Annotated in this window: 21 protein-coding genes; 12 read left to right on the top strand and 9 right to left on the bottom strand. The window is 70.0% G+C overall.

The window, feature by feature from the left end:
- Positions 1–14 precede the first annotated feature (14 nt).
- The gene (locus FB473_RS17145; protein ID WP_341770159.1) at positions 15–389 is read right to left on the bottom strand and encodes an L-rhamnose mutarotase; all 375 of its coding nucleotides are present in this window, start codon (positions 387–389) and stop codon (positions 15–17) included.
- A gap of 197 nt (positions 390–586) precedes the next feature.
- Between FB473_RS17145 and FB473_RS17140 the strand changes: the two genes are divergently transcribed.
- Entirely contained in the window at positions 587–1693 is a 1107-nt protein-coding gene (locus tag FB473_RS17140; RefSeq protein ID WP_167171937.1) for a substrate-binding domain-containing protein, read from the top strand.
- 64 nt (positions 1694–1757) lie between these two features.
- On the opposite strand, the gene nadC is transcribed toward FB473_RS17140, so the two are convergent.
- The 4 genes from nadC to FB473_RS18550 all read right to left on the bottom strand — a co-directional run bounded on the left by nadC (position 1758) and on the right by FB473_RS18550 (position 6400).
- Positions 1758–2603: a carboxylating nicotinate-nucleotide diphosphorylase gene (nadC, locus tag FB473_RS17135; RefSeq protein WP_167171934.1), complete on the bottom strand. Its 846-nt coding sequence runs from the start codon at positions 2601–2603 to the stop codon at positions 1758–1760.
- A complete protein-coding gene (locus FB473_RS17130; RefSeq protein ID WP_167171930.1) occupies positions 2600–4159 on the bottom strand; it encodes an L-aspartate oxidase in 1560 nt (519 codons plus the stop codon). The genes nadC and FB473_RS17130 overlap by 4 nt, the downstream gene beginning before the upstream one ends.
- On the bottom strand, positions 4159–5142 hold the full coding sequence (nadA, locus tag FB473_RS17125; protein WP_167171927.1) for a quinolinate synthase NadA: 984 nt from the start codon (positions 5140–5142) through the stop codon (positions 4159–4161). Before nadA ends, FB473_RS17130 begins: the two co-directional genes overlap by 1 nt.
- Positions 5143–5494: 352 nt before the next feature.
- Positions 5495–6400 carry an NrtR DNA-binding winged helix domain-containing protein gene (locus FB473_RS18550; RefSeq protein WP_167171924.1) on the bottom strand — a complete coding sequence of 302 codons (906 nt, stop codon included), beginning with the start codon at positions 6398–6400 and terminating at the stop codon, positions 5495–5497.
- A gap of 325 nt (positions 6401–6725) precedes the next feature.
- On the opposite strand from FB473_RS18550, the gene FB473_RS17115 reads away from it, so the two are divergent.
- Both FB473_RS17115 and FB473_RS18130 read left to right on the top strand, forming a co-directional pair.
- Positions 6726–7487, top strand: coding sequence for an ABC transporter ATP-binding protein (locus FB473_RS17115; protein ID WP_167171921.1), 762 nt, complete (start codon positions 6726–6728; stop codon positions 7485–7487).
- A 5-nt stretch (positions 7488–7492) separates the two neighbouring features.
- On the top strand, positions 7493–9937 hold the full coding sequence (locus FB473_RS18130; RefSeq protein WP_167171918.1) for an FtsX-like permease family protein: 2445 nt from the start codon (positions 7493–7495) through the stop codon (positions 9935–9937).
- A 136-nt stretch (positions 9938–10073) separates the two neighbouring features.
- Here FB473_RS18130 and FB473_RS17105 read toward each other — a convergent pair whose 3' ends face one another.
- Positions 10074–10541: a hypothetical protein gene (locus FB473_RS17105; protein ID WP_167171915.1), complete on the bottom strand. Its 468-nt coding sequence runs from the start codon at positions 10539–10541 to the stop codon at positions 10074–10076.
- A gap of 188 nt (positions 10542–10729) precedes the next feature.
- Between FB473_RS17105 and FB473_RS17100 the strand changes: the two genes are divergently transcribed.
- Positions 10730–12670, top strand: coding sequence for a phosphoenolpyruvate carboxykinase (GTP) (locus tag FB473_RS17100; protein WP_167171912.1), 1941 nt, complete (start codon positions 10730–10732; stop codon positions 12668–12670).
- Positions 12671–12966: 296 nt separating this feature from the next.
- Here FB473_RS17100 and FB473_RS17095 read toward each other — a convergent pair whose 3' ends face one another.
- The 3 genes from FB473_RS17095 to FB473_RS17085 are packed head-to-tail and all read right to left on the bottom strand — an operon-like array spanning position 12967 to position 17290.
- Positions 12967–14961, bottom strand: coding sequence for an ABC transporter ATP-binding protein (locus FB473_RS17095; protein ID WP_167171909.1), 1995 nt, complete (start codon positions 14959–14961; stop codon positions 12967–12969).
- Positions 14958–16694 (bottom strand): ABC transporter ATP-binding protein, encoded by a 1737-nt coding sequence (locus FB473_RS17090; RefSeq protein WP_167171906.1) that lies wholly within the window; start codon positions 16692–16694, stop codon positions 14958–14960. The genes FB473_RS17095 and FB473_RS17090 overlap by 4 nt, the downstream gene beginning before the upstream one ends.
- Positions 16688–17290 (bottom strand): TetR family transcriptional regulator, encoded by a 603-nt coding sequence (locus tag FB473_RS17085; RefSeq protein ID WP_167171903.1) that lies wholly within the window; start codon positions 17288–17290, stop codon positions 16688–16690. Before FB473_RS17085 ends, FB473_RS17090 begins: the two co-directional genes overlap by 7 nt.
- A 125-nt stretch (positions 17291–17415) precedes the next feature.
- Here FB473_RS17085 and FB473_RS17080 point away from each other — a divergent pair, with 125 nt between their 5' ends.
- The 8 genes from FB473_RS17080 to mnhG all read left to right on the top strand — a co-directional run bounded on the left by FB473_RS17080 (position 17416) and on the right by mnhG (position 26568).
- Positions 17416–18321 carry a DUF4862 family protein gene (locus FB473_RS17080; RefSeq protein WP_167171900.1) on the top strand — a complete coding sequence of 302 codons (906 nt, stop codon included), beginning with the start codon at positions 17416–17418 and terminating at the stop codon, positions 18319–18321.
- Positions 18322–18562: 241 nt separating this feature from the next.
- Entirely contained in the window at positions 18563–20041 is a 1479-nt protein-coding gene (gene lysS, locus FB473_RS17075; RefSeq protein WP_279588691.1) for a lysine--tRNA ligase, read from the top strand.
- 85 nt (positions 20042–20126) lie between these two features.
- Positions 20127–23165, top strand: a complete 3039-nt coding sequence (locus FB473_RS17070; RefSeq protein WP_167171893.1) for a Na+/H+ antiporter subunit A — start codon at positions 20127–20129, stop codon at positions 23163–23165.
- Positions 23162–23644, top strand: coding sequence for a Na(+)/H(+) antiporter subunit C (locus tag FB473_RS17065; protein WP_167171889.1), 483 nt, complete (start codon positions 23162–23164; stop codon positions 23642–23644). The genes FB473_RS17070 and FB473_RS17065 overlap by 4 nt, the downstream gene beginning before the upstream one ends.
- The gene (locus tag FB473_RS17060; protein ID WP_167171885.1) at positions 23641–25254 is read left to right on the top strand and encodes a Na+/H+ antiporter subunit D; all 1614 of its coding nucleotides are present in this window, start codon (positions 23641–23643) and stop codon (positions 25252–25254) included. Before FB473_RS17065 ends, FB473_RS17060 begins: the two co-directional genes overlap by 4 nt.
- Positions 25251–25817, top strand: a complete 567-nt coding sequence (locus FB473_RS17055) for a Na+/H+ antiporter subunit E (RefSeq protein WP_167171882.1) — start codon at positions 25251–25253, stop codon at positions 25815–25817. The genes FB473_RS17060 and FB473_RS17055 overlap by 4 nt, the downstream gene beginning before the upstream one ends.
- On the top strand, positions 25814–26185 hold the full coding sequence (locus FB473_RS17050) for an MrpF/PhaF family protein (protein ID WP_167171879.1): 372 nt from the start codon (positions 25814–25816) through the stop codon (positions 26183–26185). Before FB473_RS17055 ends, FB473_RS17050 begins: the two co-directional genes overlap by 4 nt.
- Entirely contained in the window at positions 26182–26568 is a 387-nt protein-coding gene (gene mnhG, locus FB473_RS17045; protein ID WP_167171875.1) for a monovalent cation/H(+) antiporter subunit G, read from the top strand. The genes FB473_RS17050 and mnhG overlap by 4 nt, the downstream gene beginning before the upstream one ends.
- The last annotated feature ends 7 nt before the right edge of the window (positions 26569–26575 follow it).

Genomic DNA, 26575 nt, shown 5'->3' with positions numbered 1-26575 from the left:
GAGTCTCCTTCGACTCAGGCGAGGTAGAAGTACTGCGGCAGGGTCTGGTTGCTGCCGCCGTCGGGTTGGACGAAGAACTGCGCCATGGCCTGTTGCCATCGCGTGTTCGTCCCGGTGCGTGCCATGGCGGCCTCGGCCGCGTCGGTGTCGTCGGCCTCGAAATAGCCGACGACCGTGCCGGTGGGGGGATCGAGGAAGAGCGAGTAGTTGCGCCAGCCCGCGTCCGTGAGCGCCTGCCGCATCTCGGGCCACACGTGCTGGTGAGCCTCGACGTATTCGGCGAGCCTGTCCGGCCGGACGCGCAGCAGGAAACATCGGCGGGTCGGTGATTGCTGGTCGGTATCGGTGAGAAGGGAAGTCAGTGGTGTTCCCGGGACTGCGTCGTCCACGATCGTCTCCGTTGGCGCTCGGCGTGTTGAATCGGTTCATTCAGTGAGGACGACACTAGCTTGAACCGATTCAAAGCGCAATGCCCGGGTTCTGGTGACGGCTTCCGGGACGGCGACACGTCCGGGCCACGCCGACCGCCGGATTGCCCGGTGAGGCACACTGGTGCCACACGATCACCTAGCCGAAGGGATGACAGGTGCAGTCCCGTCCATCCGCGGAACCCCCCGGGCAGCCGACCGCGGGACCGCTCGCGGGTTCGGCGTCACACGACGACGGGAACGACGCCCAGGCCGCCCGGCCGTCCGTCAAGGACGTGGCGCGGCTGGCCGGAGTGTCGGTGGGCACCGTGTCCAACGTCCTCAACAGGCCCGAGCGGGTCTCCTCGGAGGTGCGCCTCAGGGTCGAGGGGGCCATCGAGCAACTCGACTACGTGCGCAACGGCGCCGCCCAGGCACTGCGAAGCGGGTTGGCACCCTTCGTCGGCGTCGCCGTGCTCGACATAGGAAACCCGTTCTTCACCGAGGCCGCGGTGGGCATGGAACGGCGGCTCAGGGAGGACGGGATGGTCATGATCCTGTCATCCACCCACGCTGACGTGCGCGAGGAGAACGCCATCCTCCGCCTCTTCGAGGCGCAGGGAGTCCGGGGTGTGCTGCTGACGCCCGCGGGCTCCGATGTGGCGGCCGCACGGGAACTGGCCGCTCGCGGAATGCCCGTCGTCCTGTTCGACTCAGCCGCGCGTCCGCAGGGGATCTCGAGCATCTCCGTCGACGACCGCCTGGGTGCGCGGCTGGCGGTGGAGCATCTGCTGGACCTCGGGCATCGTCGCATCGCCTTCCTGAACGGTCCGTCCGCGATGCGCCAGTCGCGCGACCGGTTGGCCGGCGTGCAGGAGGCCGTGAGTGACCTGTCGCGCGGACGGGTGACCCTGATGCTCGTGAGCCTTCCCGCGTACACGGCTCCGGCCGGGCATGACGGCCTTCGGAGACTGCTCGCACGCGAGGAGGAACGTCCGACCGGAATATTCTGCGCCAACGACCTGATCGCCTTTGGGGCGATCAGCGCCCTGAACGAGGTCGGGCTGTCGGTGCCCGGAGACGTCTCCGTGATCGGCTTCGACGACGTGGCGCTCGCGGGTCAGCTGTCGGTGCCGCTCACGACCATACGGCAGCCCATGGACGAGCTGGGTTGGCACGCGGTCGAGCTGCTCTTCGACCGATCGGGCGGGCATCGTCACGAACGCTTTCCCCCCGAGCTCGTCGTCAGGGCTTCGACCGGCCCGGTTCCGGCCCCGGCGGAATAGCCCGCAAAGTTATCGGGGTGGATCGTCGGTCGAACTCGACCCACGATCCACCCCAATAATCTCGTCAGCTGAGGTGATCGAGCCCGACGTCGAGGACGCGCGCCGAATGTGTGAGCCAGCCGACCGAGATCAGGTCGACGCCCGCTTCGGCCAGACCGGTGGCGGTCGCCGGGGTGATGCGTCCCGATGCCTCGGTGACCATGCGGCCGTCCACCAGCGTCACGGCCTCCGCGAGCAGGCTCGGGCCCATGTTGTCGAGCAGCACGGCGTCGGCGCCCGTGGCGATCAGCTCGCGGAGCTGGTCGAGGGTGTCGACCTCGACCTCGACCTTGACCATGTGACCCACCGATGCCCGCACGCGTCCGACGGCGGCGGTGATGCCGCCCGCGACGGCGATGTGGTTGTCCTTGATGAGGACGGCGTCGTCCAGCCCGAAGCGGTGGTTCGAGCCGCCGCCGGCGACCACCGCGTACTTCTGCAGCGCCCGCAGGCCGGGGATGGTCTTGCGGGTGTCACACACCTGGGCGCGGGTGTGCGCGATCGCGTCGGCGATCGTCGCGGTGCCGGTGGCGACGCCCGACAGGTGCCCCAGGAAGTTCAGCGCGACCCGCTCGGCGGTGAGCACCGCCCGTGACGGCCCGCTCACCCGCGCGATCGCCGCGCCGGGCTCGACGTGCGAACCGTCCGGGACGAGCACCTGCACGGCAACTCGTGGGTCGACCAGCGTCCACGCGAGTTCGGCGCAGGCCAGACCCGCGACGACACCCGGCTCGCGGGCGACGATCGCCGCCTCGGAGTGATCGGCGGGGTCCACGACGGCGTCGGTGGTGATGTCACCGGCCCGGCCGAGATCCTCCAGGAGGGCGGCTCGCACGAGGGGCTCGATGACGATTCGCGGTAGTTGCCTCATGCTGCGTTCCTGTTCGCCAGAACGGTGGCGTCCACGAGGGTGTGGCCGCCGATCTCGGTGGTGCCCGGATGATCGAGCCGGGTGTGGGCTCCGCGTGACTCCTCGCGGGTGAGCGCCGAGTGCACCAGCAGCCAGGCCACGAGCCCGGCGTCGGAGTCCCGGTATGCGGCGAGTTCGCCGAGCGCGGCACGCAGTCCGTCGCCGGTGCGCAGGACGCCGGCGGCCCGGGAGGTGATGCGGCGGACGCGCTGGACCACGGGATCGGGCTGTGCCGGATCGGGTCGCGCGAGACCGTCGGGAGCCTCCCCGTCCGGGCACGTGCCGGACCGCGTGATCCCCGGCAGGGCGGGTGGGAGGCCGCTCGCGAGCCCTCCGGACGCCGCCAGGTGCCGAGCCGCCCGGCGTCCGCAGACCACCGCCTCCAGCAGGGAGTTGCTGGCCAGCCGATTCGCCCCGTGGAGGCCGGTCGAGGCCACCTCGCCGACGGCGTACAGCCCGGGTACGGTGGTAGCCCCGTCGTCGTCCACCAGCACTCCGCCCATGTGGTAATGGGCGGCGGGACGCACGGGAAGCGGGTCACGGGAGGGATCCATGCCGGCGGCGGTCGCCGTGGCGTTGATCGAGGGGAACCGTTCGGCGAACCGCTCGCCCAGGGCTGCGCGGGCGTCCAGGAACACCTGGTGCCCGGCCTGGAGCTGCGCCCATTCCGCACGGGAGACGACGTCGCGCGCCGCCAGCGGGTTGTCCAGCACTCGTTCGCCGAGTTCGTTCACCAGGACGGCGCCCTCCCCACGCACGGCCTCGCTGACCAGTGGCATCGGGTCCGAGTCGAGCGCCAGGGCGGTGGGGTGGAACTGCACCATCTCGAGGTCGCGCAACACGGCACCCGCCCGGAAGGCCAGGGCGAGACCCTGGCCGCGCGATCCGAGCGGATTGGTGGTGTGGGCGAACAGCCCGCCGACGCCGCCGGTGGCCAGCACCGCGACGCCGGTCATCAGGTCGAGCGGGCCGGTGGGTGTGGACACCCGCACCCCGACGACGCGCCCGCCGTCGACCAGCACGGCGGTGGCGAGGGTGTGGTCCCACAGCGACACCGAATCCAGCTCGCGAGCCCGGCTCGCCACCGCACGCAGCAGTTCGGCGCCCGTGAAGTCTCCGGCGTGGACGATGCGGCGACGGCTGTGGGCGCCCTCCAGGCCGAGCAGCAGGCGGCCCGCCCCGGTGCCGGCGGTGTCGTCCGACCGGTCGAACCGGGCTCCCTGCTCGGTCAGCCAGGCGATGGCGGCGGGGCCCTCGGAGACGATCCGGGTGACCGCCTCGGGGTCGCACAGCCCCGCGCCGGCAGCCAGGGTGTCGGCGACGTGCAGGGTGGGATCGTCGTCGGGCCCGACGGCCGCCGCGATCCCACCCTGGGCCCAGCCCGTGGAGGTGCCCACGCCGATCTCGCCCCCGCTCACGACGACACACGGTACGGGGGACAGCTCGATGGCCGCGCTCAGCCCGGCCAGCCCGGCCCCGATGATCACCGGGCACCCGGCCTCGATGCGGCGCGCCATCACTTGTTCCCCACCGCGAGCATGCGGTCGACGGCCAGGCGTGCGCGCTCGGCGACGTCCGGTTGGACGGTGACCTGGTGCGTCATGGTCTCCAGGGCGTGCCGGATCGTCCCCAGGGTGTTGCGCTTCATGTGGGGGCACAGGTTGCACGGGCGGACGAAGTCGATGTCGGGGAACTGCTGGGCGACGTTGTCGCTCATCGAGCACTCGGTGATCAGGGCCACGCGTTCCGGCTGCCGGGCTGCGACGAAGGCGACCATCTGGGCAGTGGATCCGGCGTAGTCGGCCTCGTCCAGCACCGCCGGTGGGCATTCGGGGTGGGCGAGCACGGTGACCCCGGGGTGATCGTCGCGGATCTGCCGGATGTCGGCGGGGGTGAAGCGCTCGTGCACCTCGCAGGCGCCGGGGTGGGTGATCACCCGGACTCCCGTCTGACGAGCTACGTTGGCGGCGAGGAACTGGTCGGGGATCATGATCACCTCGGGCACGCCGAGGCTCTCGATGACTGCCACGGCGTTGCCCGACGTGCAGCAGATGTCGGACTCCGCCTTCACCGCCGCCGAGGTGTTCACGTAGGTCACCACCGGCACGCCCGGGTGCAGGCGCCGCAGTTCGCGGACGTCGGCCGGGGTGATCGACTCGGCCAGCGAGCAGCCCGAGCGGAGGTCGGGCAGCAGCACCGTCCTGGTGGGGTTGAGCAGCTTGGCCGTCTCGGCCATGAAGTGGACCCCGGCGAGCACGATCACGTCGGCTTCGACGGACGTCGCCTCCCGGGCCAGGGCGAGGGAGTCTCCGACGATGTCGGACACCCCGTGGAAGATCTCCGGGGTCATGTAGTTGTGGGCGAGGATCACGGCGTTGCGCTCGCGCTTGAGTCGGCCGATCGCGTCGACGTCGTCGGCCATCGTCGCCCACTCGACGGCGGGCACGACGTGCCGCACTCTCGGGTAGAGCTCCGCGGCGGTCATCAGGGTTGTTGTCATGGCGTCCTCCCTCGACGCTTTTGCTAGCTTTGAGTAAAAGTTATGCTACTCCTGAGCAAAAGAGATGACCAGGGGGATCGCATGATGATGCGGCCCGCCGAGGGGCCGGCAGCGCCGAAGGCCGTGACACAGTTCCTTCAATTTGTGCCGGGCCCGCATGATGCTTGCACGTGACAAGGGAAGATGCTCGTCAGGGGCGGAGCGCAGTGCAAATTCAAGGAACTGTGTCACGACCTCGTCCGGAGAACCCCGCCTGACCTCGGTTCCGAACGGTCGCGGCCACCCGGAGACGGTCAGCGCGCGCCGGGATGATCGCCCGCAGGGCTACGACCTCACGCTGCGGCCGGGCCGGTCAGCGCACGCGTGCGGCGGGTAGCTTGGTGCCCGCGACACTGCGTTGCTGGAGCACCTGGCGGCGGAACCGGTAGAGCCTCGCCGGTCGGCCGCCGGTGGACGCGTCCACACCCCCGGTCTCCTCGACGAGTTCCTGCTGCTCGACCAGCCGCCGGAAGTTCTGCGTGTGGATGACGGTCCCGGCGAGCGCCTCCACGCAGTCCTGCAGCTGGCGCAGGGTGAAATCGGGTGCCATCAGCTCGAACACCACCGGCCGGTACTGGATCTTCGCGCGTAGCCGGGCCAGCCCGGTGGCGAGCACCCTGCGATGGTCACCCACCATGCGCTCTCCGGGAACCAGGTCCGTGTCCGGAAGCCGCCACTCCGCGGGCGACTCGGGCAGCAGCCCCACCTCGTACAGGAGCTCGTAACGCTGCAGGACGAGGTCGGGCTGCCAGGGCTGCCCGTCCAACCCGAACGTGATGGCGCACCGCTGCCGCCGATTCCCCGCGAAGGCCGGATCGCTCTGGGTCCAGGCGGTGAGGCTGGGCACCACGGTTGCGGGCAGCCCGGCCCCCGACCGCAGGTCCTCCCACGGCAGCAGGTCGTACCACGGATGCCAACGGCCGATGCCGGTGCTGTCGTCCGGCGTGGTCAGACCGAGATAGGAGATCGAGATGCGGCGTCCCGGGGCCTCGGCGCGGTCGACCCCGGCGAAGGTGTACAGCTGCTCGAGGTAGCCGAGCGTCCGGCCGGTCTGCTCCTCGACCCAGGCCCGGGTGGCGGTCTGCAGGGAACGATGGCCGGGCATGAGCGGCCCGGCGGGCAGCCTCGGGGGGGCTCCCAGGGTGAGGACGCAGGGCTCGCCCTCCACCATCGCCACCACGACGGCGAGTAGTTCGGCCGACACCGCCTGTCCGTCCACCGGCTGCCTCCTCAACGGTCGCGCTCAGAATATCCGGGTGAGGGACGCGAGCGTTCGTCGAACGGGGTCGAGGCGGTCCTTTCGACGGGCTCAAGGACCGATGTGGCTCGTTGAGCCCGTCGAAATGAGCGGGTTCCGGGTCTTTGAGCCTGTCGAGGGAGAGCCCGGTCGCCGTCGTTCCCGCAGGACGACCCCCACGGGGAACCCCTGAGGGCCCCTCCTACCCCGGGGTGACGTGGGTCGGCGGATCAGCCCCCGGGGGGAGGCCCGGGACCAATCCGCCGCCCGATGTGCGCCCAGGGGTGTCGTCCGTAGCGTCGGGGTCATGAGTTCACCGACCTTCTCCCCAGCACCTCCGTCCGCCCCGACGTCCGGCCCGGCACTGCGAACCCAGGACCTCACCAAGGTCTACGGAACCGGCGAGACCGTGATCCGGGCACTCGACCACGTCAGCGTCGAGTTCGACCGGGGCATGTTCACCGCGATCATGGGCCCGTCCGGCTCCGGCAAGTCGACCCTCATGCACTGCGCGGCAGGGCTCGATTCCGTCACGAGCGGCCGGGCCTGGATCGGGAACACCGAGATCACCTCCCTGGGTGACCGCGAGCTCACCCTCGTCCGCCGGGAGCGCGTTGGCTTCGTCTTCCAGGCGTTCAACCTGCTCCCGACGGGCACCGCCGAGGAGAACATCGTCCTGCCGCTGCGGCTCGCAGGGCGCAAACCCGACCGCGAGTGGTTCGACCACATCGTCCGCGTCCTCGGCATTCAGGACCGGCTGTCCCATCGCCCCGGTGAGATGTCGGGCGGCCAGCAGCAGCGCGTCGCCGTGGCGCGGGCACTGATCACGCGTCCCGACGTGATCTTCGCGGACGAGCCGACGGGCGCGCTCGACTCGGCCTCGGGGGCCGACTTGCTCGACTTCCTGCGCCGCAGCGTCCGCGAACTGGGGCAGACGATCATCATGGTCACCCACGACCCCCGGGCGGCGGGGTACGCCGACCGCGTCATCACCCTCACCGACGGCCAGATCTCCGGTGACCGGATCGTCGATCCCGCAGGTCCGGGGCACACGGAACAGGGGCGGTGAACCCGGTGCGCACCCAACCTCGCAGGCTGGTGTCGACCGCGGTCGCCATCGCCCTCGGTGTCGCCTTCCTCGCCGCGACGCTCCTCACCACCGCAACCCTCACCAAGGCCATCGAGCGTGCCGCGGCCGGTGTGGTCGGCGATGCCGTCGCCGTCGTCGAACCGGGCTCGGACTACGACGCTCCGGGCATTCCGCAGACCGCCGTCGACGCGCTGGCCGGCATCGACGGGGTGGACCAGGTCCGCCCCGTCGCCCAGGCGTCCATGGTCCAGACCTCGGGCGGCCGTCAGCGCGTCGTGACCGCCGAGACGACTCCGCCGCTGAGTTCCGAGACCACTCTGACCGCCGGGGGTCTGCCCGAACGACAGGGGGAGGTCGCCATCAACGCGGCCTTGGCCGACGCGGCCGATCTGTCGGTCGGTGACGACCTGTTCCTGGAGCCCTTCGGCGGCGAGCCGGTGACCGCCCACATCGTCGGCATCGTGGAGCCCGGGCTGGACGCCACCCCGCAACCCTCTCAGGCGTACGTCTACGCGTCCAGTGCCGATGTGATGGCGTGGGGCGGGCTCGACGGCTACAGCACCGTCTACCTCTACGGCTCCGGTGACCCCCAGGCGGTCCGGGACGCGGCCCTGGCGGTCACGGGCATCGCCGGCACCTCGGCCGTCGTGCGCACAGGCGCCGACCAGGTCGAGCACCTGGTCGACCGGTACAGCCAGGGCGGCGACGAGCTGACGGCGTTCCTGTTGGCCATCGTGTCCATCTCGCTGTTCGTGTCGGCCCTGGTCATCGCCAACAGCTTCGCCATCATGGTGACGCAGCGCACCCAGCAGCTCGCCCTACTGCGGTGCGTGGGGGCCACACGCGGGCAGGTCTTCGGCATGGTCGTGCGCGAGGCCCTCGTCGTCGCGGTGGTGGCATCAGCCGCGGGCGTGGGGTTGGGCGTCGGCCTCGGCGCGGTCCTGCTCACCGTGCTGGGCGGGAGCACGAACATCCCCGTCACCAGCGTGGCGATCACCTGGCCCACGCTCGTGGTGCCCGTCCTCGTCGGAACCGCCGTGACGGTCGTCGCGGCCCTCGCGCCGGCGCGACGGGCCACCAGGGTGCTCCCGGTGGCCGCGCTGCGCCCGCTGTCGCCGGCACCGGCGCGTTCGCGCGCCGGGATAGCGCGTATCGCCGTCGGGACCGTGCTGGTGGTCGGTGGGGCAGCGGCACTGGTCGTGGGCTACCGCGAGATGTCGCTGGCATCCGGGATCCTCGGCGGACTGGTGAGCTTCGTCGGCGTTCTCATGGTCGCGGGCTTGGTCGTCCCCGCCCTGGTCAGGCTGGTCGGGGCGCCGCTGCGCCGGCTCGCCGGGGCTCCCGCCGAACTCGCGGTGGGCAACGTGCGGCGCAACCCCGGGCGTGCGGCGAGCACGGCCAGCGCGCTGCTGGTCGGCGTGACGCTGATCACCACGCTGGTCGTCGGGGCCGCCACGGGGCAGGCGACCGTCAACCGCGCGATCGACGAGGAGTTCCCCACCGACGTCCAGGTCTCGGCCGACGAGTCGCTGGACGACGCCATGATCGCCCGCATCGGGCAGACCGAGGGCGTGGCCGCCGTGGAGCGGGTGGCGGCCTCCCGGGCCGTCACGCTGGAGCATCCAGACGGGCAGCCGGTCTCCGATGCCGCCGTCATGGGCGTCGGGCCGCAGATCGCGCAGGTGCTGCGCTTCCCCGGCTACATCGACGGGTTGGACGACGGCGTCGTCCTGCTGGACGAGAGCCTCGGTGTCTCCGACGGGGAGCGGCTCACGGCGACCTCGGCGAACGGGTCGATCACGCTGGTCGCCGACGTGAGCCCGGACCACGGCGCAAGCCCGGTAGTGACGCTCGACGACCTCACGCGGCTCGATCCGCAGGCGACGGTGGGTGCGTTCGTCCGCTTCGACGACGGCTCCGACCCGGCTACGGTCATCGACGATCTGAACGGGGTCGTGGGTCAGATTCCCGGTGGCGTCGCCGACGGGCCGGCCATCATGCGGGAACAGATCCAGCAGGTCATCGACGCCGTCCTGGTCGTCCTCACCGGGCTGTTGGCGATCTCGGTCGTGATCGCCCTGGTCGGGGTGGGCAACACCCTGGGCCTGTCGGTGATCGAGCGGACTCAGGAGATCGGTCTGCTGCGCGCGATCGGCGGAACCCGCGCGCAGGTGCGGTCGATGTTCAGCCTCGAGGCGGTGCTGCTGGCCCTGGTGTCGGGCCTGCTGGGCATCGGCCTGGGGATCGGGTACGGCATCGCCGGTGTGGGGGCGCTGCTCTCCGACCTCACCGACGTGGCGGTGGACCTGCCCTGGCCGCGGCTGCTGCTCGTGTTCGCGGTGGCCGTCGTCGCGGGTTGGGTCGCCTCGATCGTGCCGGCCCGCAGGGCCGCGTCCATCACGCCGACAGCGGCGATGGTCGCGGAGTAGCCGACGGTTCGTGGCTCCCGCTACCGAAATCGGCTCCCGCGATCGAGATTTCGCGCGCGGGACGCGAAATCGGTCGCGGGAGCCTCGGCGAGGCCGTACGGGGCCGGGGCCGGGACGCACGGGCCGGGGCCAACGGTCACCGTGGTCGCGTGGCACCCACGACCCGGTGAGCGGTGGGCGTGCCCCGGAGGATGTGGAGTCCCGCCGCCGCTGTCGCCAGGACGACCGAGACCACCCAGATGGCGAAGCCGAAGGACGGCTCGGGCAGCTCGTAGCCGCCCGTCGAGTTTCCCTCGGCGTCCACGCCGTCCCAGAAGATGCCGGGCTGGCGCAGAAGCTCCGTGAGCACCAGGCAGGCGGCGAGGGATGCGACGAACCCGGCGGCCGACCACAGCCGGCCGGGCGTCCGTGCCCAGCCGGTGATGGCCAGCGCGATGTAGATCACGAGCGTGGGTGCCAGCAGGGTCGCGGGGGGACCGGTCAGCAGGGTCTGGTTGTGAGCGGCGAAATCGGCGTTCTCATATGCGCACACCGGAACCGTGAGGGTGGCTATGGGCGCGATTGCCGCAACGCTCATGAGCCTGCGCGGCGCTGCAGAGATCATGTCACCATCGTCGGGCATCGGCGCCGGGATGGGATGCCTTGTTCACTCGGCGCGTTCCACTGGAGTTTTTATGGTGGTTAGGGGCTATGAAAGCACGATCTTTGGTGTGACAATGGCTTTGAAGCGGCGAGAGCTGCTGAGGGTCTCGCCGACCAATCCGCGTACAAGGACGTGCAGGAGCGACGGAAATGACCGTTGAAACCACCGAAACCAGACAGGAAACCACGAAGGGCGCCCCCGAAGGAGGCGAAGCCTCCCTCACCCAGGGCATTCCGACCATCGGTGAGGTGCCCCGTCTCGCCCGGCTCGTCGAGTGGGTGGCCCGGGTGGCCGAGCTCACCCGCCCTGCGGCCATCCGCTACTGCGACGGCTCTGAGACCGAGTGGCACGAGCTCGTCGACCTGCTCGTCGACAAGGGCTGTGCGACCAGGCTCGCCGAGGACAGGTTCCCGAACTCCATCTACGTGCGTACCGATCCCGACGATGTGGCCCGTGTCGAGGACCAGACCTTCATCTGCTCGGTGCGTGAGGAGGACGCGGGGCCGCTGAACAACTGGATGAACCCTCGCGCCATGAAGCGCATCATGCGCGGCCTCTACGAGGGCTGCATGGAGGGCCGGACGATGTACGTCATCCCCTTCTGCATGGGTCCACTGGACGCGGTCGATCCGAAGTTCGGCGTCGAGGTCACGGACTCGCCCTACGTGGTGTGCAGCATGCGCATCATGACCCGCATGGGCCGGCCCGCCCTGGACGAGATGGTCCAGCGGGACGCGGCCTTCGTCCCCTGTCTGCATTCGGTCGGGCTCCCCCTGCCCCCGGGAACCAAGGACGTGACCTGGCCGTGCGACAGCCAGCACGTCTACATCTCGCACTTCCCCGAGGAACGGACCGTGTGGTCGTACGGCTCGGGCTACGGGGGAAACTCCCTGCTCGGGAAGAAGTGCTACGCCCTGCGCATCGCCTCGGTCATGGCCCGGGACGAGGGCTGGCTCGCCGAGCACATGCTGATCCTCAAGCTCACCAGCCCGCAGGGCAAGACGTATCACATCTGTGCGGCCTTCCCGAGCGCCTGCGGCAAGACCAATCTCGCCATGATCCGGCCCACCATCCCGGGTTGGAAGGCCGAGACGATCGGGGACGACATCGCGTGGATGCGCTTCGGGCCCGACGGGCGCCTGTACGCGGTCAACCCCGAGACCGGCTTCTTCGGGGTCGCCCCGGGAACGGGCGACGCCACCAACCCGAACGCGATGGCCACGATCCGCGAGGGCAACTCGATCTTCACCAATGTCGCGCTGACCGACGACGGCGGCGTCTGGTGGGAGGGGATGACCGAGCAGGTGCCCGAGCACCTCATGGACTGGCGAGGGCGTTCGTGGACGCGCGAGTACGGCCCGGAGGGCGGCAGGCACACGGACAAGGCCGCGCACCCGAACAGCCGCTTCACCACGCCGACCAAGCAATGCCCGACCCTGGCCGAGGAGTTCGACTCGCCGCGTGGGGTGCCGATCGACATCATGATCTTCGGCGGACGCCGCGAGAACACGATTCCCCTGGTCAACGAGGCCCACGACTGGCAGCACGGGGTGTTCCTCGGTGCGACGTGCAGTTCGGAGACGACTGCCGCCGCGGTGGGCATGGTCGGCGTGGTCCGGCGCGACCCGATGGCCATGCGCCCGTTCATCGGCTATCACGTGGGCGACTACCTGGAGCACTGGCTCAAGATCGGCCGTACGCACGACCGCAGCCGACTGCCGCGCATCTTCTACGTGAACTGGTTCCTGAAGGACGCCCAGGGCCGGTTCCTGTGGCCGGGATTCGGCGACAACAGCCGCGTCCTCAAGTGGATGATCGACCGGCTGGAGGGCCGGGTCGACGCGATCCAGACGCCGATCGGCCTGTTGCCGAAGCCGGAGGACATCGACGTGAACGGCCTCGACATCGATCCGGCGACGGTCCGGATGGTGACGCGGTTCGTCCCCCACGAGTGGGTGGACGAGCTCCCGCGCATTGGGCAGTGGTTCGACTTCCTGGGTGACAAGCTCCCGACCGAACTGGACGAGGAGTACGCCCGGTTGCGGTCAGGGGTGCTGAAGGCCTGCGAACGGGAGCCGAGGCCCCGGTGACGTGAGGTCAGGGATGCTCCCTTCGACAGGCTCAGGGACCGGTCCTTGAGCCTGTCGTGAGCCGCTGGTCCCTGAGCCTGTCGTGAGCCGCTGGTCCCTGAGCCTGTCGTCAGCCCACAGGTCCCTGAGCCTGTTGTCAGTCACCGGTCCCTGAGCCTGTCGAAGGGACGCGGGACGCGGATCTGCCTGAGGCGTTCTTCGACACCGGTCCCTGAGCCTGTCGAAGGGACTCCCTCGGGAGTGCTCGTTTCGACAGGCTCAACGAGCACTCCCGAGGCTCGACGAACGCCTCGACGTCAGGCGGCGTCCTCGATCGCGGCGGCGAACTGCGACTGGTAGAGGTCGTGGTAGGCGCCCTTGGTCTCCAGCAGTTCGTCGTGGGTTCCCTGTTCGACGATCGCGCCGTGCTCCATCACGAGGATGAGGTCGGCGTCACGGATCGTGCTCAGCCGGTGGGCGATCACGAAGCTCGTGCGCCCCGAGCGAAGCCGCGTCATCGCCTGCTGGACGAGCACCTCGGTGCGGGTGTCGACGCTGGAGGTCGCCTCGTCCAGGATGAGCACCTCGGGGTCGGCGATGAACGCTCGCGCGATGGTGATCAGCTGTTTCTCGCCGGCGGAGATGTTGGTCCCCTCGTCGTTGATCACGGTGTCGTAGCCGTGGGGGAGCTGGTGGACGAAACGGTCGACGTGCGCGGCTTTCGCCGCGTCGATCACCTCGTCGGTGGTCGCTCCCGGGCGGCCGTAGGCGATGTTGTCGCGGATCGTCCCCCCGAACAGCCAGGTGTCCTGCAACACCATTCCGAGCTTGCCGCGCAGATCGGCGCGGGGCACCGACGTGATGTCGACCCCGTCGAGCAGGATCTGCCCGCCCTGGATCTCGTAGAACCGCTCCAGCAGGTTGACCAGCGTGGTCTTGCCGGCCCCGGTGGGCCCGACGATGGCGATGGTCTGGCCGGGGCGCGCCTCCAGCGACAGGCGCTGGATGAGCGGCCGGTCGGCGCTGTAGCTGAAGTCGACGTCGCGGAACTCCACGTGGCCCTCCACCGTCTCGGGCAGAGCACCCTCGGTGTCGGGGGCCTGCTCGTCGGCGTCGAGCACCTCGAAGACCCGCTCGGCCGAGGCAACACCCGACTGGAGCAGGTTGGCCATCGACGCGATCTGGGTCATGGGCTGGGTGAACATCCGCGAGTACTGGATGAACGCCTGGACGTTGCCGAGCGGCATACGTCCGTTCGCCACCTGCAGGCCTCCGACGACGGCGATGGCCACGTAGTTGAGGTTCCCGATGAAGAAGTTGACCGGCATGATGATCGCGGAGATTAGCTGTGCCCGGAACGAGGACGCGAACAGCTTCTCGTTGGTGTCGTCGAACACCGCGGCCACCTCGTGCTGGCGTCCGAAGACCTTGACCAGCGCGTGTCCGGTGTATGCCTCCTCGACCTCGCCGTTCAGCTCGCCGGTCCTGGCCCACATGCTGGTGAACTGCTTCTGAGCCTGCTTGCCGATCAGGACGGAGGCCACCCCGGCCACCGGGATGATCGCCAGTGTCAGCCACGCCAGCATGGGGCTGACGGTGAACATCATGACCGCGACGCCGATCACCGTGAGGATGGAGTTCAGCAGTTGCCCCAGCGTCTGCTGCAGGGTCTGTTGCACGTTGTCCATGTCGTTGGTGATGCGGCTGAGCAGCTCGCCACGCGGCTGGCGGTCGAAGTAGGCCAGCGGCAGCCGGTCCATCTTCTCGTTGACGAGGTTGCGCATGCGGTAGACCGTGCGCTGCACGCCCCTGATCAGCAGGAACTGCTGGATGAACCCGAGCACCGCCGCCGCGGCGTACAGTGCCAGCGCGAGCAGCAGCCAGTGGCCCAGCGCGGTGAAGTCGATGCCCTGCCCGGGGATGACGTTCATGCCGCTGACCATGTCGGCGAGCTGGCTGTTGCCGGCCTGGCGGAGCATCTCGATGACCTGTTCCTTGGTCACCCCGGCGGGCAGGTTCTTGCCGACGACGCCGGTGAAGATGACGTCGGTCGCCTTGCCGAGGATCTTCGGCCCCACGACGTTGCCCACCACCGAGGCGATGCCCATGACGATGACCACGGCGAACACCAGCCGCTCGGGCCGCATCATGCCGAGCAGCCGCCGGAGCGACGGCCCGAACGAGACGGCCTTCTCGGCGACGCCCTGGCCGCCCATGGGGCCGGGACCGCCCGTGCGCCGGGCGGGGCCGATCTTGGGCCGGGCGTTGGCCCGGGTGACGCGATGTTCCTCGCGCGACGTCTCTGTGCTCATGCTGCGGCCTCCGTCGCGTTCAGTTGGGATTCGACGATCTCGCGATAGGTGGGGCAGGAGTCCATCAGATCGTCGTGATTGCCGATGCCCACTATGTGCCCGTCCTCCAGGACGATGATCTGGTCGGCCTGCCGGATGGTGGAGACCCGCTGGGCCACGATCAGCACGGCGGCCTCGCTGGTGAGGGACGACAGCGCCGCGCGGAGGCGGGCGTCGGTCGCGACGTCCAGCGCGCTGAAGGCGTCGTCGAAGACGTAGATCTCGGGCGACTTGACCAGGGCCCGGGCGATCGACAGCCGTTGGCGCTGACCGCCGGAGACGTTGGTGCCTCCCTGGGCGACGGGTGCCTCGAGGCCGCCGTCCAGTTCGGAGACGAAGTCGGATGCCTGGGCGACGTCCAGGGCCTGCCACATGGATTCGTCGGTGGCCGCGGGGTCGCCGTGCCGCAGGTTCGAGGCGATGGTGCCGCTGAACAGGTAGGCCTTCTGCGGGACGAGCCCGATGCGTGCCCACAGTGCCTCAGGGGCGATGTCGCGGACGTCCACCCCGTCGACGAGCACCCGGCCGGTGGTGACGTCGAACAGGCGCGGGATGAGGTTGACCAGGGTGGTCTTCCCCGACCCGGTGGAGCCGACGATCGCGGTGGTCTGGCCGGGACGCATGTCGAAGGTGATGCCGGTCAGCACCGGCGCTTCCGCGCCGGGGTAGGCGAAGCCGACGTCCTCGAACCGCACGGTGCCGTGTTCGGACAGCTCGGTGACGGGCTCGGACGACGGGACGACGCTGGAGGAGGTGTCGAGCACCTCCATGATGCGGGTGGCACAGACGGCCGCACGCGGGGCCATCATCACCATCATCGTGGCCATCATCACGCTCATGAGGATCTGCATGAGATAGGTGATGAAGGCGGTCAGCTGGCCCACCTGCATGTCGCCGGCGTCGATGCGCATGCCGCCGAACCACATCACCCCGACGCTGCCGAGGTTCATGACGAGCATGACGAACGGGAAGAGCACCGCGAACAGGGTGCCGATCGAGAAGCCGAGCCGCATGAGGTCGTAGTTCGCGCCGCGGAACCGCTCGCGTTCGAGTGGCTCACGTCCGAACGCACGGATCACACGGATGCCGGTGATCTGCTCGCGCACGACACGGTTGAGGGTGTCGATCTTCGTCTGCTGCGACTGGAACAGCGGGGTCATCCGTGTGACCAGGATGCCGATCACCCCACCCAGCACGATGACCGCGACGAGGATCAGCCAGCTCAGGACGCGGTCCTCGCGCAGCGCCATGAACACACCGCCGATCATCGTGATCGGGGCGGAGATCATCATGACGCAGGTCATCAGGACGAGCATCTGCACCTGCTGGACGTCGTTGGTCGTCCTGGTGATCAGGCTCGGGGCGCCGAACTGGTTGATCTCGCGGGTGCTGAACGACAGCGTCCGGTTGAACACGGCGGATCGCACGTCGCGTCCGAACAGCATGGCGGCCTTCGCGCCGAAGTAGGCGGCGGCGATCTGACACAGCGCCTGGGTGAGGGACACGGCGAGCATGATGCCGCCGTGGCTCCAGATGTAGCCGGTGTCGCCGTTGGCGACGCCGTCGTCGATGATGCTGGCGTTGAGGCTGGGCAGGTACAGCGATGACGCTGTCGCCACCAGCTGCGCGACCAGCACGCCGATGAGCAGGCCCGAATACGGCCTGATGTAGCGGTTGATGAGTTTGATCAGCATGCGTCTTCCTCGGGGCGTTTCTCGATGCCGTGAATGATGATGTTCGCCAGTCCCGCCGGGTCGTTGAGCCCGGGATCCGGCAGGAAGGGGTGGGATGCGGTCAGGGCGAGTGCCCTCAGGAGGGACGCCGCTGCCTGCGGCGTCAGGATCAGGTCGCCGGCCCACGGCGCGAGTGAATCGGCGAGAGCGTCTGTGACCTGGGTGTTGCGGGAGTCGGGCCCCGGGGGGCCGTGTCTGTGGGGAGGTCTGTCGAACTCCGGGCGGGAGCGAGAATGGAGCGCCGCCATCACGGCCATCACCGAGCCCACGTTGTCGCGGAGCAGCTCCAGCAGCCGGGTGACGTGCTCGTGCAGGGTCGGCTGTGTGGGGAGCGAGCGGATGGCCTCGCACAGGTCGGTGGGGTCGAGGGTGTCCTCGATCACGGCGGCCAGCAGGTCCTTCTTCGAGTCGAAGACGCGGAAGATCGTCCCCTCGGCGATGCCTGCCGCTTCGGCCACCTGTTTCGTCGTGAACTGGCCGTCGCTCACCAGCAGCGGCCGAGCCGCTGCGATGATCGCCCGGCGTCGTTCGTCCGGTGGTAAAGGTGTTGCGCGCACGGTGGGAAAAGATACCTGAGTGAGTGCTCACTCACAAACGTGCTGGTCACAGGCACGGGCGTGTGCTCCGAGCCCGGCTCCGTCATGCCAGACTGGAGCCCACCGATCATCAAGGGAGCCTGATCATGAAACTGTTCTCGTCCGCCTACAACGTCTGGCCTGCCGATGGGGCTGACCGGCTCGCATTCGTGCAGGGGCTGTCCCAGCGCGATTGGGTGGGTGGGTTCGAGCTCGGCTACGCCGACTCGCTCGCCTGGCCCGCGGGCGCGCCCGCCGACCTGCCCGCCATCGTCTCGGGCGTGCCCGGCACCACCGGCCGCAACGCCGAGGACGCCGACTTCGGCCTCGCGTCCCCCGACGAGGCCGGACGCCGGCGTGCGCTCGAATGGGCGCGGGGTGAGGCCGCGGCGGTCGCCGGGCTCGTCGCCGACGGCCACGACATCAGGGCCGTGCAGGTGCATTCGGCCCCGACCGGCAAGGCCGACGCGGACGCGTTCGCGGCCTCCCTGCTGGAGCTCGCGGGCCTCGACTGGGGCGGTGCGAAGCTGTGGGTCGAGCACTGCGACGCCTTCGTCGAGGGACAGGAGCCCAACAAGGGGTATCTGACGCTGGACGACGAGATCGCCGTCCTCGAGAAGGTCTCGGCGCAGGCGCCGGACGCCGGCTGGGGCCTGGTGATCAACTGGGCCCGCAGCGCGATCGAGGGCCGCAGCGCGCAGACCGCCCAGCAGCACATCGAGACCGCGAAGGCCTCGGGGTGGCTGCGCCATGTCGGGTTCTCGAGCTGCTCGGGTGAGGCGACCGACTTCGGTGGCCCCTGGGCCGATCAGCACCTGCCGCTGGCCGGCACGAGCGTCGCGCCCGCGGGCACGCTGCTGGACGCCGCTCGCGTCGCGTCCGCCGTCGCCGCGGCGGGCGAGGTCACCTTCGGCCTCAAACTCGCCATGCGTCCCAAGGACATGCCGGGCGAGCAGAAGCTGGCCGCCCTGGACGAGAACGCGGCGATCGTCGTGGCGGCCACCGCCCGGTAGTCGGCGATCCCTGGGCGTATGCGGCTCGCCCGGCCTGCGCGGGCGCCGTGATCTCCCGCGGGCGTCACACGGCCCGCGGGAGCACCGGGCGTCCGCGTGAATGACACCCCGCCCGCGGGAGCCGCCTTCGATGCCGCCCGGGCCGGGCGCACGGATCCATCGATCTGGCACGCCCGGCTAGTCTGTTCGGGTGAGTGAACCGCAGACCACGGCGTCCCAGGCGCCTGCCGACGAGCCCCAACTGACCGAACAGCAGCTGGTGCGACGCGAGAAGCGGCAGCGGCTGCTGGACGCCGGGGTGGAGCCCTATCCCGTCGACCTGCGCCGCGACCACACGCTGGCACAGGTCCGGGACGGCTGGGCACACCTCCAGCCCGGTGAGGAGACCGGCGACGTCGTCGCGGTCGGCGGCCGGGTCATCTTCGTCCGCAACACCGGCAAGCTGTGCTTCGCCACCCTGCAGGACGGCTTCACCCCGGACGACTCGGGCACCCGCCTGCAGGTCATGCTCTCGCTGGCCGAGGTCGGCCAGGAGGCGCTGGACGCGTGGAAGGCCGATGTCGATCTCGGTGACTTCGTCTGGGTCGGCGGCCGGGTCATCAGCTCCCGCCGTGGCGAGCTGTCCGTGATGGCCGCACAGTGGCGGCTGGCGTCCAAGGCGCTTCGCCCGCTGCCCACCCTGCACAAGGACCTGTCGGAGGAGGCGCGCGTCCGCGAGCGGTATGCCGACCTCATCGTCCGCCCCGAGGCCCGTGACATGGTTCGCATGCGGTCGACGGTGACCCGGAGCATTCGCGCCACCCTGGAGCGCGACGGTTACCTCGAGGTCGAGACGCCGACCCTGCAACTCGTGCACGGCGGCGCGGCCGCGCGTCCCTTCACGACCCACCTGAACGCGTTCGACATCGACATGACGTTGCGCATCGCCCTCGAGCTGTTCCTCAAGCGTGCGATGGTCGGCGGCGCCGACCGGGTGTACGAGATCGGGCGCATCTTCCGCAACGAGGGAATCGACTCCACCCACTCGGCCGAGTTCACCATGCTCGAGGCCTATCAGAGCTGGGGTGATCAGTTCACGATCGCCGCCCTCACCCAGCGGATAATCCTGGACGCCGCCGACGCCGTCGACCGGCACCGTATCGAGCGGTCGGACGGCCAGGTGATCGACCTGGACGCGGAGTGGGCCTGGCTCCCGGTCTACGACGCGGTGTCCGACAAGGTCGGCGAGCAGATCACGGTGGAGACCCCCGTCGAGCACCTGAGGGCGATCGCGGACGCCCACGAGGTCGCGTGGGATCCCGCCTGGGGCAACGGCAAGCTCGTCATGGAACTGCTGGAGCACCTCGTCGAGCCCTACCTCGTGCAGCCGACCTTCGTCTGCGACTTCCCGGAGGTCGCCCAGCCGCTGGCCCGCAGGCACCGGTCGAAGCCGGGGCTCATCGAGGCGTGGGACCTCGTCATCGGCGGGGTGGAGCGCGCGACCGGCTTCAGCGAGCTGATCGACCCGGTGGTGCAGCGCGAGATACTGACCGCCCAGTCGCTCGCTGCGGCCGCCGGCGACCCCGAGGCCATGCAACTGGACGAGGACTTCCTCGCGGCGCTCGAGCAGGGTGCCCCGCCGATGGGTGGCATGGGCATGGGCGTGGATCGCCTGCTGATGCTGCTCACCGATGCCGGTATCCGGGAGACGATCCTGTTCCCCCTACTCCGACCGCAGTAGTCCCGCCCTTTCCGATCGTTGCGCGCCGCTAGGGGCCGGTCCGGTAAACTATGCCTACCGACCACGAGACCCTGGGGGGACCCCGTTGACCGAGTTGCTGTGCCTCCATTGGCTGGCAGCGATGGTCGCCCCGATACTGATGCGCAAGCTCGGACGGGCCGGGTTCGGCGTCCTGGCCCTCGTGCCCGCCACCACGGCGGTGTGGACGATTCTGCAGGCCCCTGCGGTGCTGGCGGGCGACCTGCCCACCCGCCACATCTCGTGGATCCCGCAGTTGGGGCTCGACCTCGACTTCCGGATGGACATGCTGGGCTGGCTGATGGCGCTGATCGTCGGCGTGGTCGGTGCCGTCATCCTCGTCTACTGCTGGGCGTACTTCGGGCGTGGTGCCAGTGCGATCGGTCGGTTCGGTGGCGTCTTCGTCGCCTTCGCCGGCGCTATGTTCGGCCTTGTCACAGCCGACAATACGTTGCTGATGTACGTGTTCTGGGAGCTGACGACGGTGTTCAGCTTCCTGCTCATCGGCCATTATCACGATCGGCAGTCGTCCCGCCGCGCGGCCATGCAGGCGATCACGGTCACCACGTTCGGCGGGCTCGCGATGCTGGCCGGGATCGTCATGGTGGGGGTCACCGACGGCGGGTCGTTCCGTCTGTCGGAGCTCGTGGCCTCGGCCGCGGCGGGCACCCTCGGCGCCGCCGCCCCGGCCGGCTACGTGCCGGTGGCCGCGGTCCTCATCCTGCTGGGCGCGCTGTCCAAGTCGGCCCAGGTGCCGTTCCACTTCTGGCTGCCGGCCGCGATGGCGGCGCCGACGCCGGTCAGCGCCTACCTCCACGCGGCGGCCATGGTGAAGGCGGGCATCTACCTGGTCGCCCGATTGGCGCCGGGCTTCGCCGACGTGCCGGGGTGGCGTCCGGTCGTGGTGGTGGTCGGCCTGACGACGATGCTGCTGGGCGGCTACCGCGCATTGAGCCAGCACGACCTCAAGCTCCTGCTCGCCTTCGGGACCGTGTCGCAGCTCGGCTTCATCGTCGTCCTCGTCGGCATCGGGGAGCGGGCCGCCGCGCTCGCCGGGTTGGCCATGCTGGTGGCTCACGCGATGTTCAAGGCGACGCTCTTCCTGGTCGTCGGCGTCATCGACCACGAGCTCGGCACTCGCGACCTGCGCGAGCTGTCGGGGGTCGGACGCCGAATGCCCTGGCTGGCGGGATTCGCGACGCTGGCCGTCGCGTCGATGGCCGGGCTGCCGCCGATGCTCGGTTACGTAGGCAAGGAAGCCGCGCTGGCCGCCTTCGAGAGCAATCCGCCGGTGCTGCTGGTCGTGTGCCTGGGCTCGGTGATGACGGTGGCCTACTCGCTCCGGTTCTGGTGGGGCGCCTTCGCCGACAAGCCCGGCGTCCCACCCAGCCCGCACACCCATGCCGATCCGAGACTGCAACTACCGGTCGCCGTGCTCGCCACCGGCAGCCTCGCCGCGGGGCTCGTCCCCGGGCTCCTCGAGCGGTTCACGGCTCCCCACGCCGACACCTATCCGGGCGAGCCCGGCCACCTGGCACTGTGGAGCGGGTTGGGCGTCCCGGTCGTGGCCACGGCCGCCATCCTCGTGCTCGGTGGTCTGCTCTTCGCGTTCCGCGATCGTCTTCACCCGGGGCGTTCCGGTGACCGGGTCACGAGCCGTGTCCCCAGTGCGGACGACGCGTTCCGCGCGATGACCCGCGGCCTGAACGTCTGGTCGGCCGACGTCACGGCCCGTGTCCAGACCGGCTCACTGCCCGGCTACCTCACGGTGATGCTCCTCACGATGGTCGGGGCCGTCGCCCTGGTCGTCGTCACGGGTGAGGTGCCGACCCTCGTCGGGCTGCGACTGTGGGACTCGCCGTTGCAGGCGGGCATCGTCGTCGTGTCGTGCGTGGCCGCCGTGCTGGTCGTCCGGTCGCGGCGGCGCATGAAGGCCGTGATGCTGACCGCGTTCATCGGCTACAGCACAGCCCTGCTCTTCGCCCTCCAGGGTGCCCCCGACCTCGCGCTGACCCAGGTGCTCGTGGAGACCGTCACCCTGGTCGTCTTCGTCCTCGTCCTGAGAAGGCTCCCGCCGTACTTCTCCAACCGGCCCTGGCGGTCGTCCCGGGTCGGGCGGGTCCTGGTCGGCGCGCTCGTCGGCACCTCGGTCGCGCTGATCGGGTGGATCGCGGCCTCGGCCAGGGTGCACGAGCCGGTCACCGTCCACTACCCGGACGAGGTGCTCACCTTCGGCTACGGCCGCAACATCGTCAACGTGACGCTCGTCGACACCCGTGCCTGGGACACGATCGGCGAGATCTCCGTGCTGCTCGCCGCCGCGACCGGTGTGGCCTCCCTGGTCTTCCTGCGTGAACGTGGCCGGATCGCCGATCCCCGGTCGGCCTTCGCCGCCGCCCTGTTCAAGCACGCGGTGTGGGGCGGCGACCGGAGCCATCCGGGTGCCCTGGGGGAGCCGGTACGGGTGCACCGACCGGGGGAGGCCTCCGAGCCGGGCGGGCGGGGACGCACCTGGCTCAGCGCGAGCGGGACGCTGGCCCCCGTCCGGCGCTCCCTGATCTTCGAGATCGGCACCCGGATGATCTTCCACCCCTTGCTCCTGTTCTCGCTGTTCCTGCTGCTGAGCGGGCACAACAACCCTGGTGGGGGCTTCGCGGGCGGCATCCTCGCGGGCATCGCGCTGATCATCCGCTACCTCGCCGGCGGGCGGTTCGAGCTCGGGTTGGCCGCGCGCGTGCGTCCCGGCCTGCTCCTGGGCCTCGGCATGGCCGTCGCGACCACGGCCGCGCTCGTCCCGGTCGCGTTCGGCGGCACGATCCTGCAGACGACCGTCTTCGACCTCGTGCTCCCGGTGTTCCACGAGGTCCACCTGGCGACCGCGCTGTTCTTCGACATCGGCGTCTACCTCGTCGTCGTGGGCCTCGTGCTCGACATCCTGACCAGCCTCGGTGCGGAACTCGACCGCCGGGCCGAGGCCTCGGGGTCGTCGGTTCCCGAGGTGGCCCACGACGACCGCAGGCCCGCACGCGAGGAGGTCGAACTGGTCGCCGGCATGCGGCGCGGTGAGGCAGGCCCACGGCGCGACGACCAGGAGGTGACGCCATGATCGAGATGGCACCCTCGCTGGCCCTGCTCGTCCTGGTGGCCGTCCTCGTCGGGGCGGGAGTGGTCCTGGTCCTGGAGCGCTCGCTGAGTCGCATCGTGATCGGCAGCGGGCTCATCACCTACGGCGTCAACATGCTGTTCCTGCTCGCCGGCGGACGAGCGGGCCTGCCCCCGATCATCGGCCAGTCCGAGGTGGACGAGATGGCCGACCCGTTGCCGCAGGCCATGGTGCTCACCGCGATCGTCATCGGCCTGGCCCTCACCGCGTTCATCCTCGCGATGTCGTACCGCTCGTGGCAGCTCAACGGCAACGACGAGGTGCAGGACGACCGTGAGGACCGCCGGATCGCGATCGACGCCGCCCGTGACGTCGTCTCCGACCGCGTCACCGACGACTCGGGCGCCACGCTCGACGAACAGGCGGCGACGGTCTACGACGAGACCGAGGACATGCCCGGGGCGGAGGTGGACGACCGATGAACGCCGCCGACTGGGAGTGGGTGCTCGGCATCCCGGTGCTCGTACCGTTCGTCGGCGCCGCGCTCACATTGTTGCTCGCGGGACGCCACACCGCGCAGCGGATCGTGTCGTTCGCGGCGCTCGGGATCGTGTTGCTCGACGCGGCGCTCATCGTCCGGCTCAGCCTCGACGGCCCGGTGACCCTGGACGTCGGCGGATGGTCGGCCCCGGTCGGGATCACCCTGGTGGCCGACCGGCTCAGCGCGCTCATGCTGCTGGTGTCGGTGTTCGTGACGTTGTGCGTCCTGGTCTACTCGGCCACGCAGGATCTCGGCGAGACCATGAAGCTGCCGCTGGCGGTGTATCAGCCGACCTTCCTGGTGCTGTCGGCAGGCGTGTCCAACGCGTTCCTCACCGGGGACCTGTTCAACCTCTACGTGGGCTTCGAGATCCTGCTCGTGGCCAGCTTCGTGCTCATCACCCTCGGTGGGACGCGCGACCGCATGCGCTCGGGCGCGGTCTACGTGGTGGTGAGCCTGGTCTCCTCGGTGGTGTTCCTGGTCGCGCTGGCGGCCGTCTACGCGGCGACGGGCACGGTGAACATGGCCCAGCTGGCCATCCGGCTGCCGCAGATCGACCCCGGGGCGGCCCACGTGATCCAGGTGCTGCTGCTGGTGGCGTTCGGGGTGAAGGCGGCCGTCTTCCCGTTGTCCGCGTGGCTGCCCGACTCCTACCCCACGGCCCCCGCCCCTGTCACCGCGGTGTTCGCGGGGCTGCTCACGAAGGTGGGCATCTACGCCATCATCCGGACGCAGACCCTGCTGTTCCCCGACTCGGAGCTGAACGGTGCGCTGCTGCTGGTCGGTCTGGCGACGATGGTCGTCGGCATCCTGGGGGCCGTCGCGCAGAACGACATCAAGCGGCTGCTGTCGTTCACGCTGGTCTCCCACATCGGGTTCATGCTCTGGGGCGTCGGCATCGGGTCGGACGCCGGCCTGGCGGCGGCCATCTTCTACACCGCCCACCACATCATCGTCCAGACGGCGTTGTTCCTCGTCAGCGGGCTGATGGAGAGGGTAGGGGGCAGTACCTCGCTCGTGAAGCTCGGCGGCCTGCTGAGAACCTGGCCGCTCCTGGCGGCGCTGTATCTCATCCCCGCCCTGAACCTGGGGGGTGTGCCGCCGCTGTCGGGCTTCGTGGCCAAGACCGGCCTGATCCGGGCATCGGCGCTGGCCGGCGGGGCCCTCGACTGGACCCTGGTCGCCGGGGGCCTGGTGACCTCGCTGCTGACCCTGTACGCGCTGCTGCGGGCCTGGAACATGGCCTTCTGGCAGCCGTCGTCCGAGCACGTCGACAGGCCGAGGGTGCCGGCGACGATGACCGGTTCGACCGCCGCGCTGGTGGCCGCGTCGCTGGCGCTCACCGTGTTCGCGGGCCCCATCTACCGTTACGCCGACGAGGCGTCGCGCGAGTTGAGCGGGCTGAGCGCCTACGTGCTGGCCGTCCTGCCGGATGCCGAGCGGGGCACCGGTGAATCGCACACCGAGACCGAGGACGGTGCTTCGGCGATGCCCACTCCCGAGGCCGTCGCCCCGCTGCCCACCCCCACCCAGGAGGCGGGCCCACGATGAACGCCACCAGCGTCCGCCCGACGAGGCGATCCGTCTCGCCGCTGGCCGTCGTCCTCCTGACGATCATGTGGGTTCTGCTGTGGGGGGACCTCAGCTGGGGGAACCTCGTCGCCGGCATCGTCCTGGCCCTGCTGATCACGTGGCTGGTGCCGATGCCCCGGGGCCCCCGGCGGCGGCTGACCGTGCGTCCGGTGGCCACGGCGCGCCTGATGGCCCGGTTCGCGTGGGACGTCGTGGAGGCCTCCGCGCACATCGTCGCGGTGATCTTCTCGGGCCGGACGCCGCGCGAGGCGATCATCCGCGTCCAGACGCGTGCCCACTCGGACGCGTTCCTGGCCGCGACGGCCGGGTTCACCGCTCTGGTCCCCGGTTCCATCGTCATCGACGCGCACCGGCTCACCGGGATCCTCTACATCCACGTGTTCGACGTCGCCGAGGGTGACGAGGCGCTGGAGGAGGCGCACCAGCGTGTCCTCGACCAGGAGGAGCGCCTGCTGCGTGCCTTCGCCACCCGGTCCGAACTCGTGGACGCCGGCCTGCTCGGTGGGGAGGACGGCTCATGATCACGGTGCTGTACATCTGCCTGGGGGCCCTGGTCGTCGCGATGGCCCTCGTCCTGGTCCGGCTGGAACGGGGGCCGTCCAATCTCGACCGGGCTGTCGGGCTGGACGTCATGACCTCGGCCGCGGTCGGGATCGTGGTCGTCGTCATGGCCCTGACCGGGCGGGTCGACCTGCTGCCCCTGCTCGTCGTGTTCGCGGCGGTCGGGTTCCTGGGTTCCACGGTGATCGCCCGTTTCTCGCAGGCCGAGGCGATCGGCGAGGGACGCATGCTCAGCCGCGAGGAGGTCGCCGCCATCCCGGAGTCGATGCTGGACGAGGCGGCTCCGCCGGTGCATCCCGATGCCGAGGACGAGGAGGATGCCTCATGATCGGCTGGCTGCAGGTGGTGGGGGTGGCGTTGATCGCCGTCGGCACGAGCCTGACGCTCATCACCGCCGTCGGGATGGTGCGGCTCGCCTCGATGTTCGCGAGGATGCACGCGGCTACGAAGCCCCAGGTGCTGGGGCTCACCCTCATGTGCCTGGGCCTCGCCGCGGTCATGCAGCGGCCCCGGGTCGCCGCCACGCTCGCGCTGGTGGTGGCCCTGCAGATGATCGTGGCGCCGATCTCGGCGCACATGCTCGGACGTGCGGCCTATCGGCTGGGACGCGTGAACACCAGCGCGCTCGTCGTCGACGAGTACACCGACGACATCGAGCGGGCGGCCCGCGAGATCACCGCCGACGAGGACGAGCGGCCGGGCGCGGGCTGACCGGGCG

The organism is Brooklawnia cerclae, assembly GCF_011758645.1.
Lineage (GTDB): Bacteria > Actinomycetota > Actinomycetes > Propionibacteriales > Propionibacteriaceae > Brooklawnia > Brooklawnia cerclae.
This window is presented reverse-complemented; position numbering and strand designations above follow the sequence as displayed.

Bases quoted from the DNA above. Each gene is read 5' to 3' on its own strand.
- nadC (WP_167171934.1), bottom strand. From the start codon at position 2,603: ATGAGGCAACTACCGCGAATCGTCATCGAGCCCCTCGTGCGAGCCGCC.
- FB473_RS17130 (WP_167171930.1), bottom strand. From the start codon at position 4,159: ATGGCGCGCCGCATCGAGGCCGGGTGCCCGGTGATCATCGGGGCCGGG.
- nadA (WP_167171927.1), bottom strand. From the start codon at position 5,142: ATGACAACAACCCTGATGACCGCCGCGGAGCTCTACCCGAGAGTGCGG.
- FB473_RS17115 (WP_167171921.1), top strand. From the start codon at position 6,726: ATGAGTTCACCGACCTTCTCCCCAGCACCTCCGTCCGCCCCGACGTCC.
- FB473_RS17105 (WP_167171915.1), bottom strand. From the start codon at position 10,541: ATGATCTCTGCAGCGCCGCGCAGGCTCATGAGCGTTGCGGCAATCGCG.
- FB473_RS17100 (WP_167171912.1), top strand. From the start codon at position 10,730: ATGACCGTTGAAACCACCGAAACCAGACAGGAAACCACGAAGGGCGCC.
- FB473_RS17095 (WP_167171909.1), bottom strand. From the start codon at position 14,961: ATGAGCACAGAGACGTCGCGCGAGGAACATCGCGTCACCCGGGCCAAC.
- FB473_RS17090 (WP_167171906.1), bottom strand. From the start codon at position 16,694: ATGCTGATCAAACTCATCAACCGCTACATCAGGCCGTATTCGGGCCTG.
- FB473_RS17080 (WP_167171900.1), top strand. From the start codon at position 17,416: ATGAAACTGTTCTCGTCCGCCTACAACGTCTGGCCTGCCGATGGGGCT.
- FB473_RS17065 (WP_167171889.1), top strand. From the start codon at position 23,162: ATGATCGAGATGGCACCCTCGCTGGCCCTGCTCGTCCTGGTGGCCGTC.
- FB473_RS17060 (WP_167171885.1), top strand. From the start codon at position 23,641: ATGAACGCCGCCGACTGGGAGTGGGTGCTCGGCATCCCGGTGCTCGTA.
- FB473_RS17055 (WP_167171882.1), top strand. From the start codon at position 25,251: ATGAACGCCACCAGCGTCCGCCCGACGAGGCGATCCGTCTCGCCGCTG.
- FB473_RS17050 (WP_167171879.1), top strand. From the start codon at position 25,814: ATGATCACGGTGCTGTACATCTGCCTGGGGGCCCTGGTCGTCGCGATG.
- mnhG (WP_167171875.1), top strand. From the start codon at position 26,182: ATGATCGGCTGGCTGCAGGTGGTGGGGGTGGCGTTGATCGCCGTCGGC.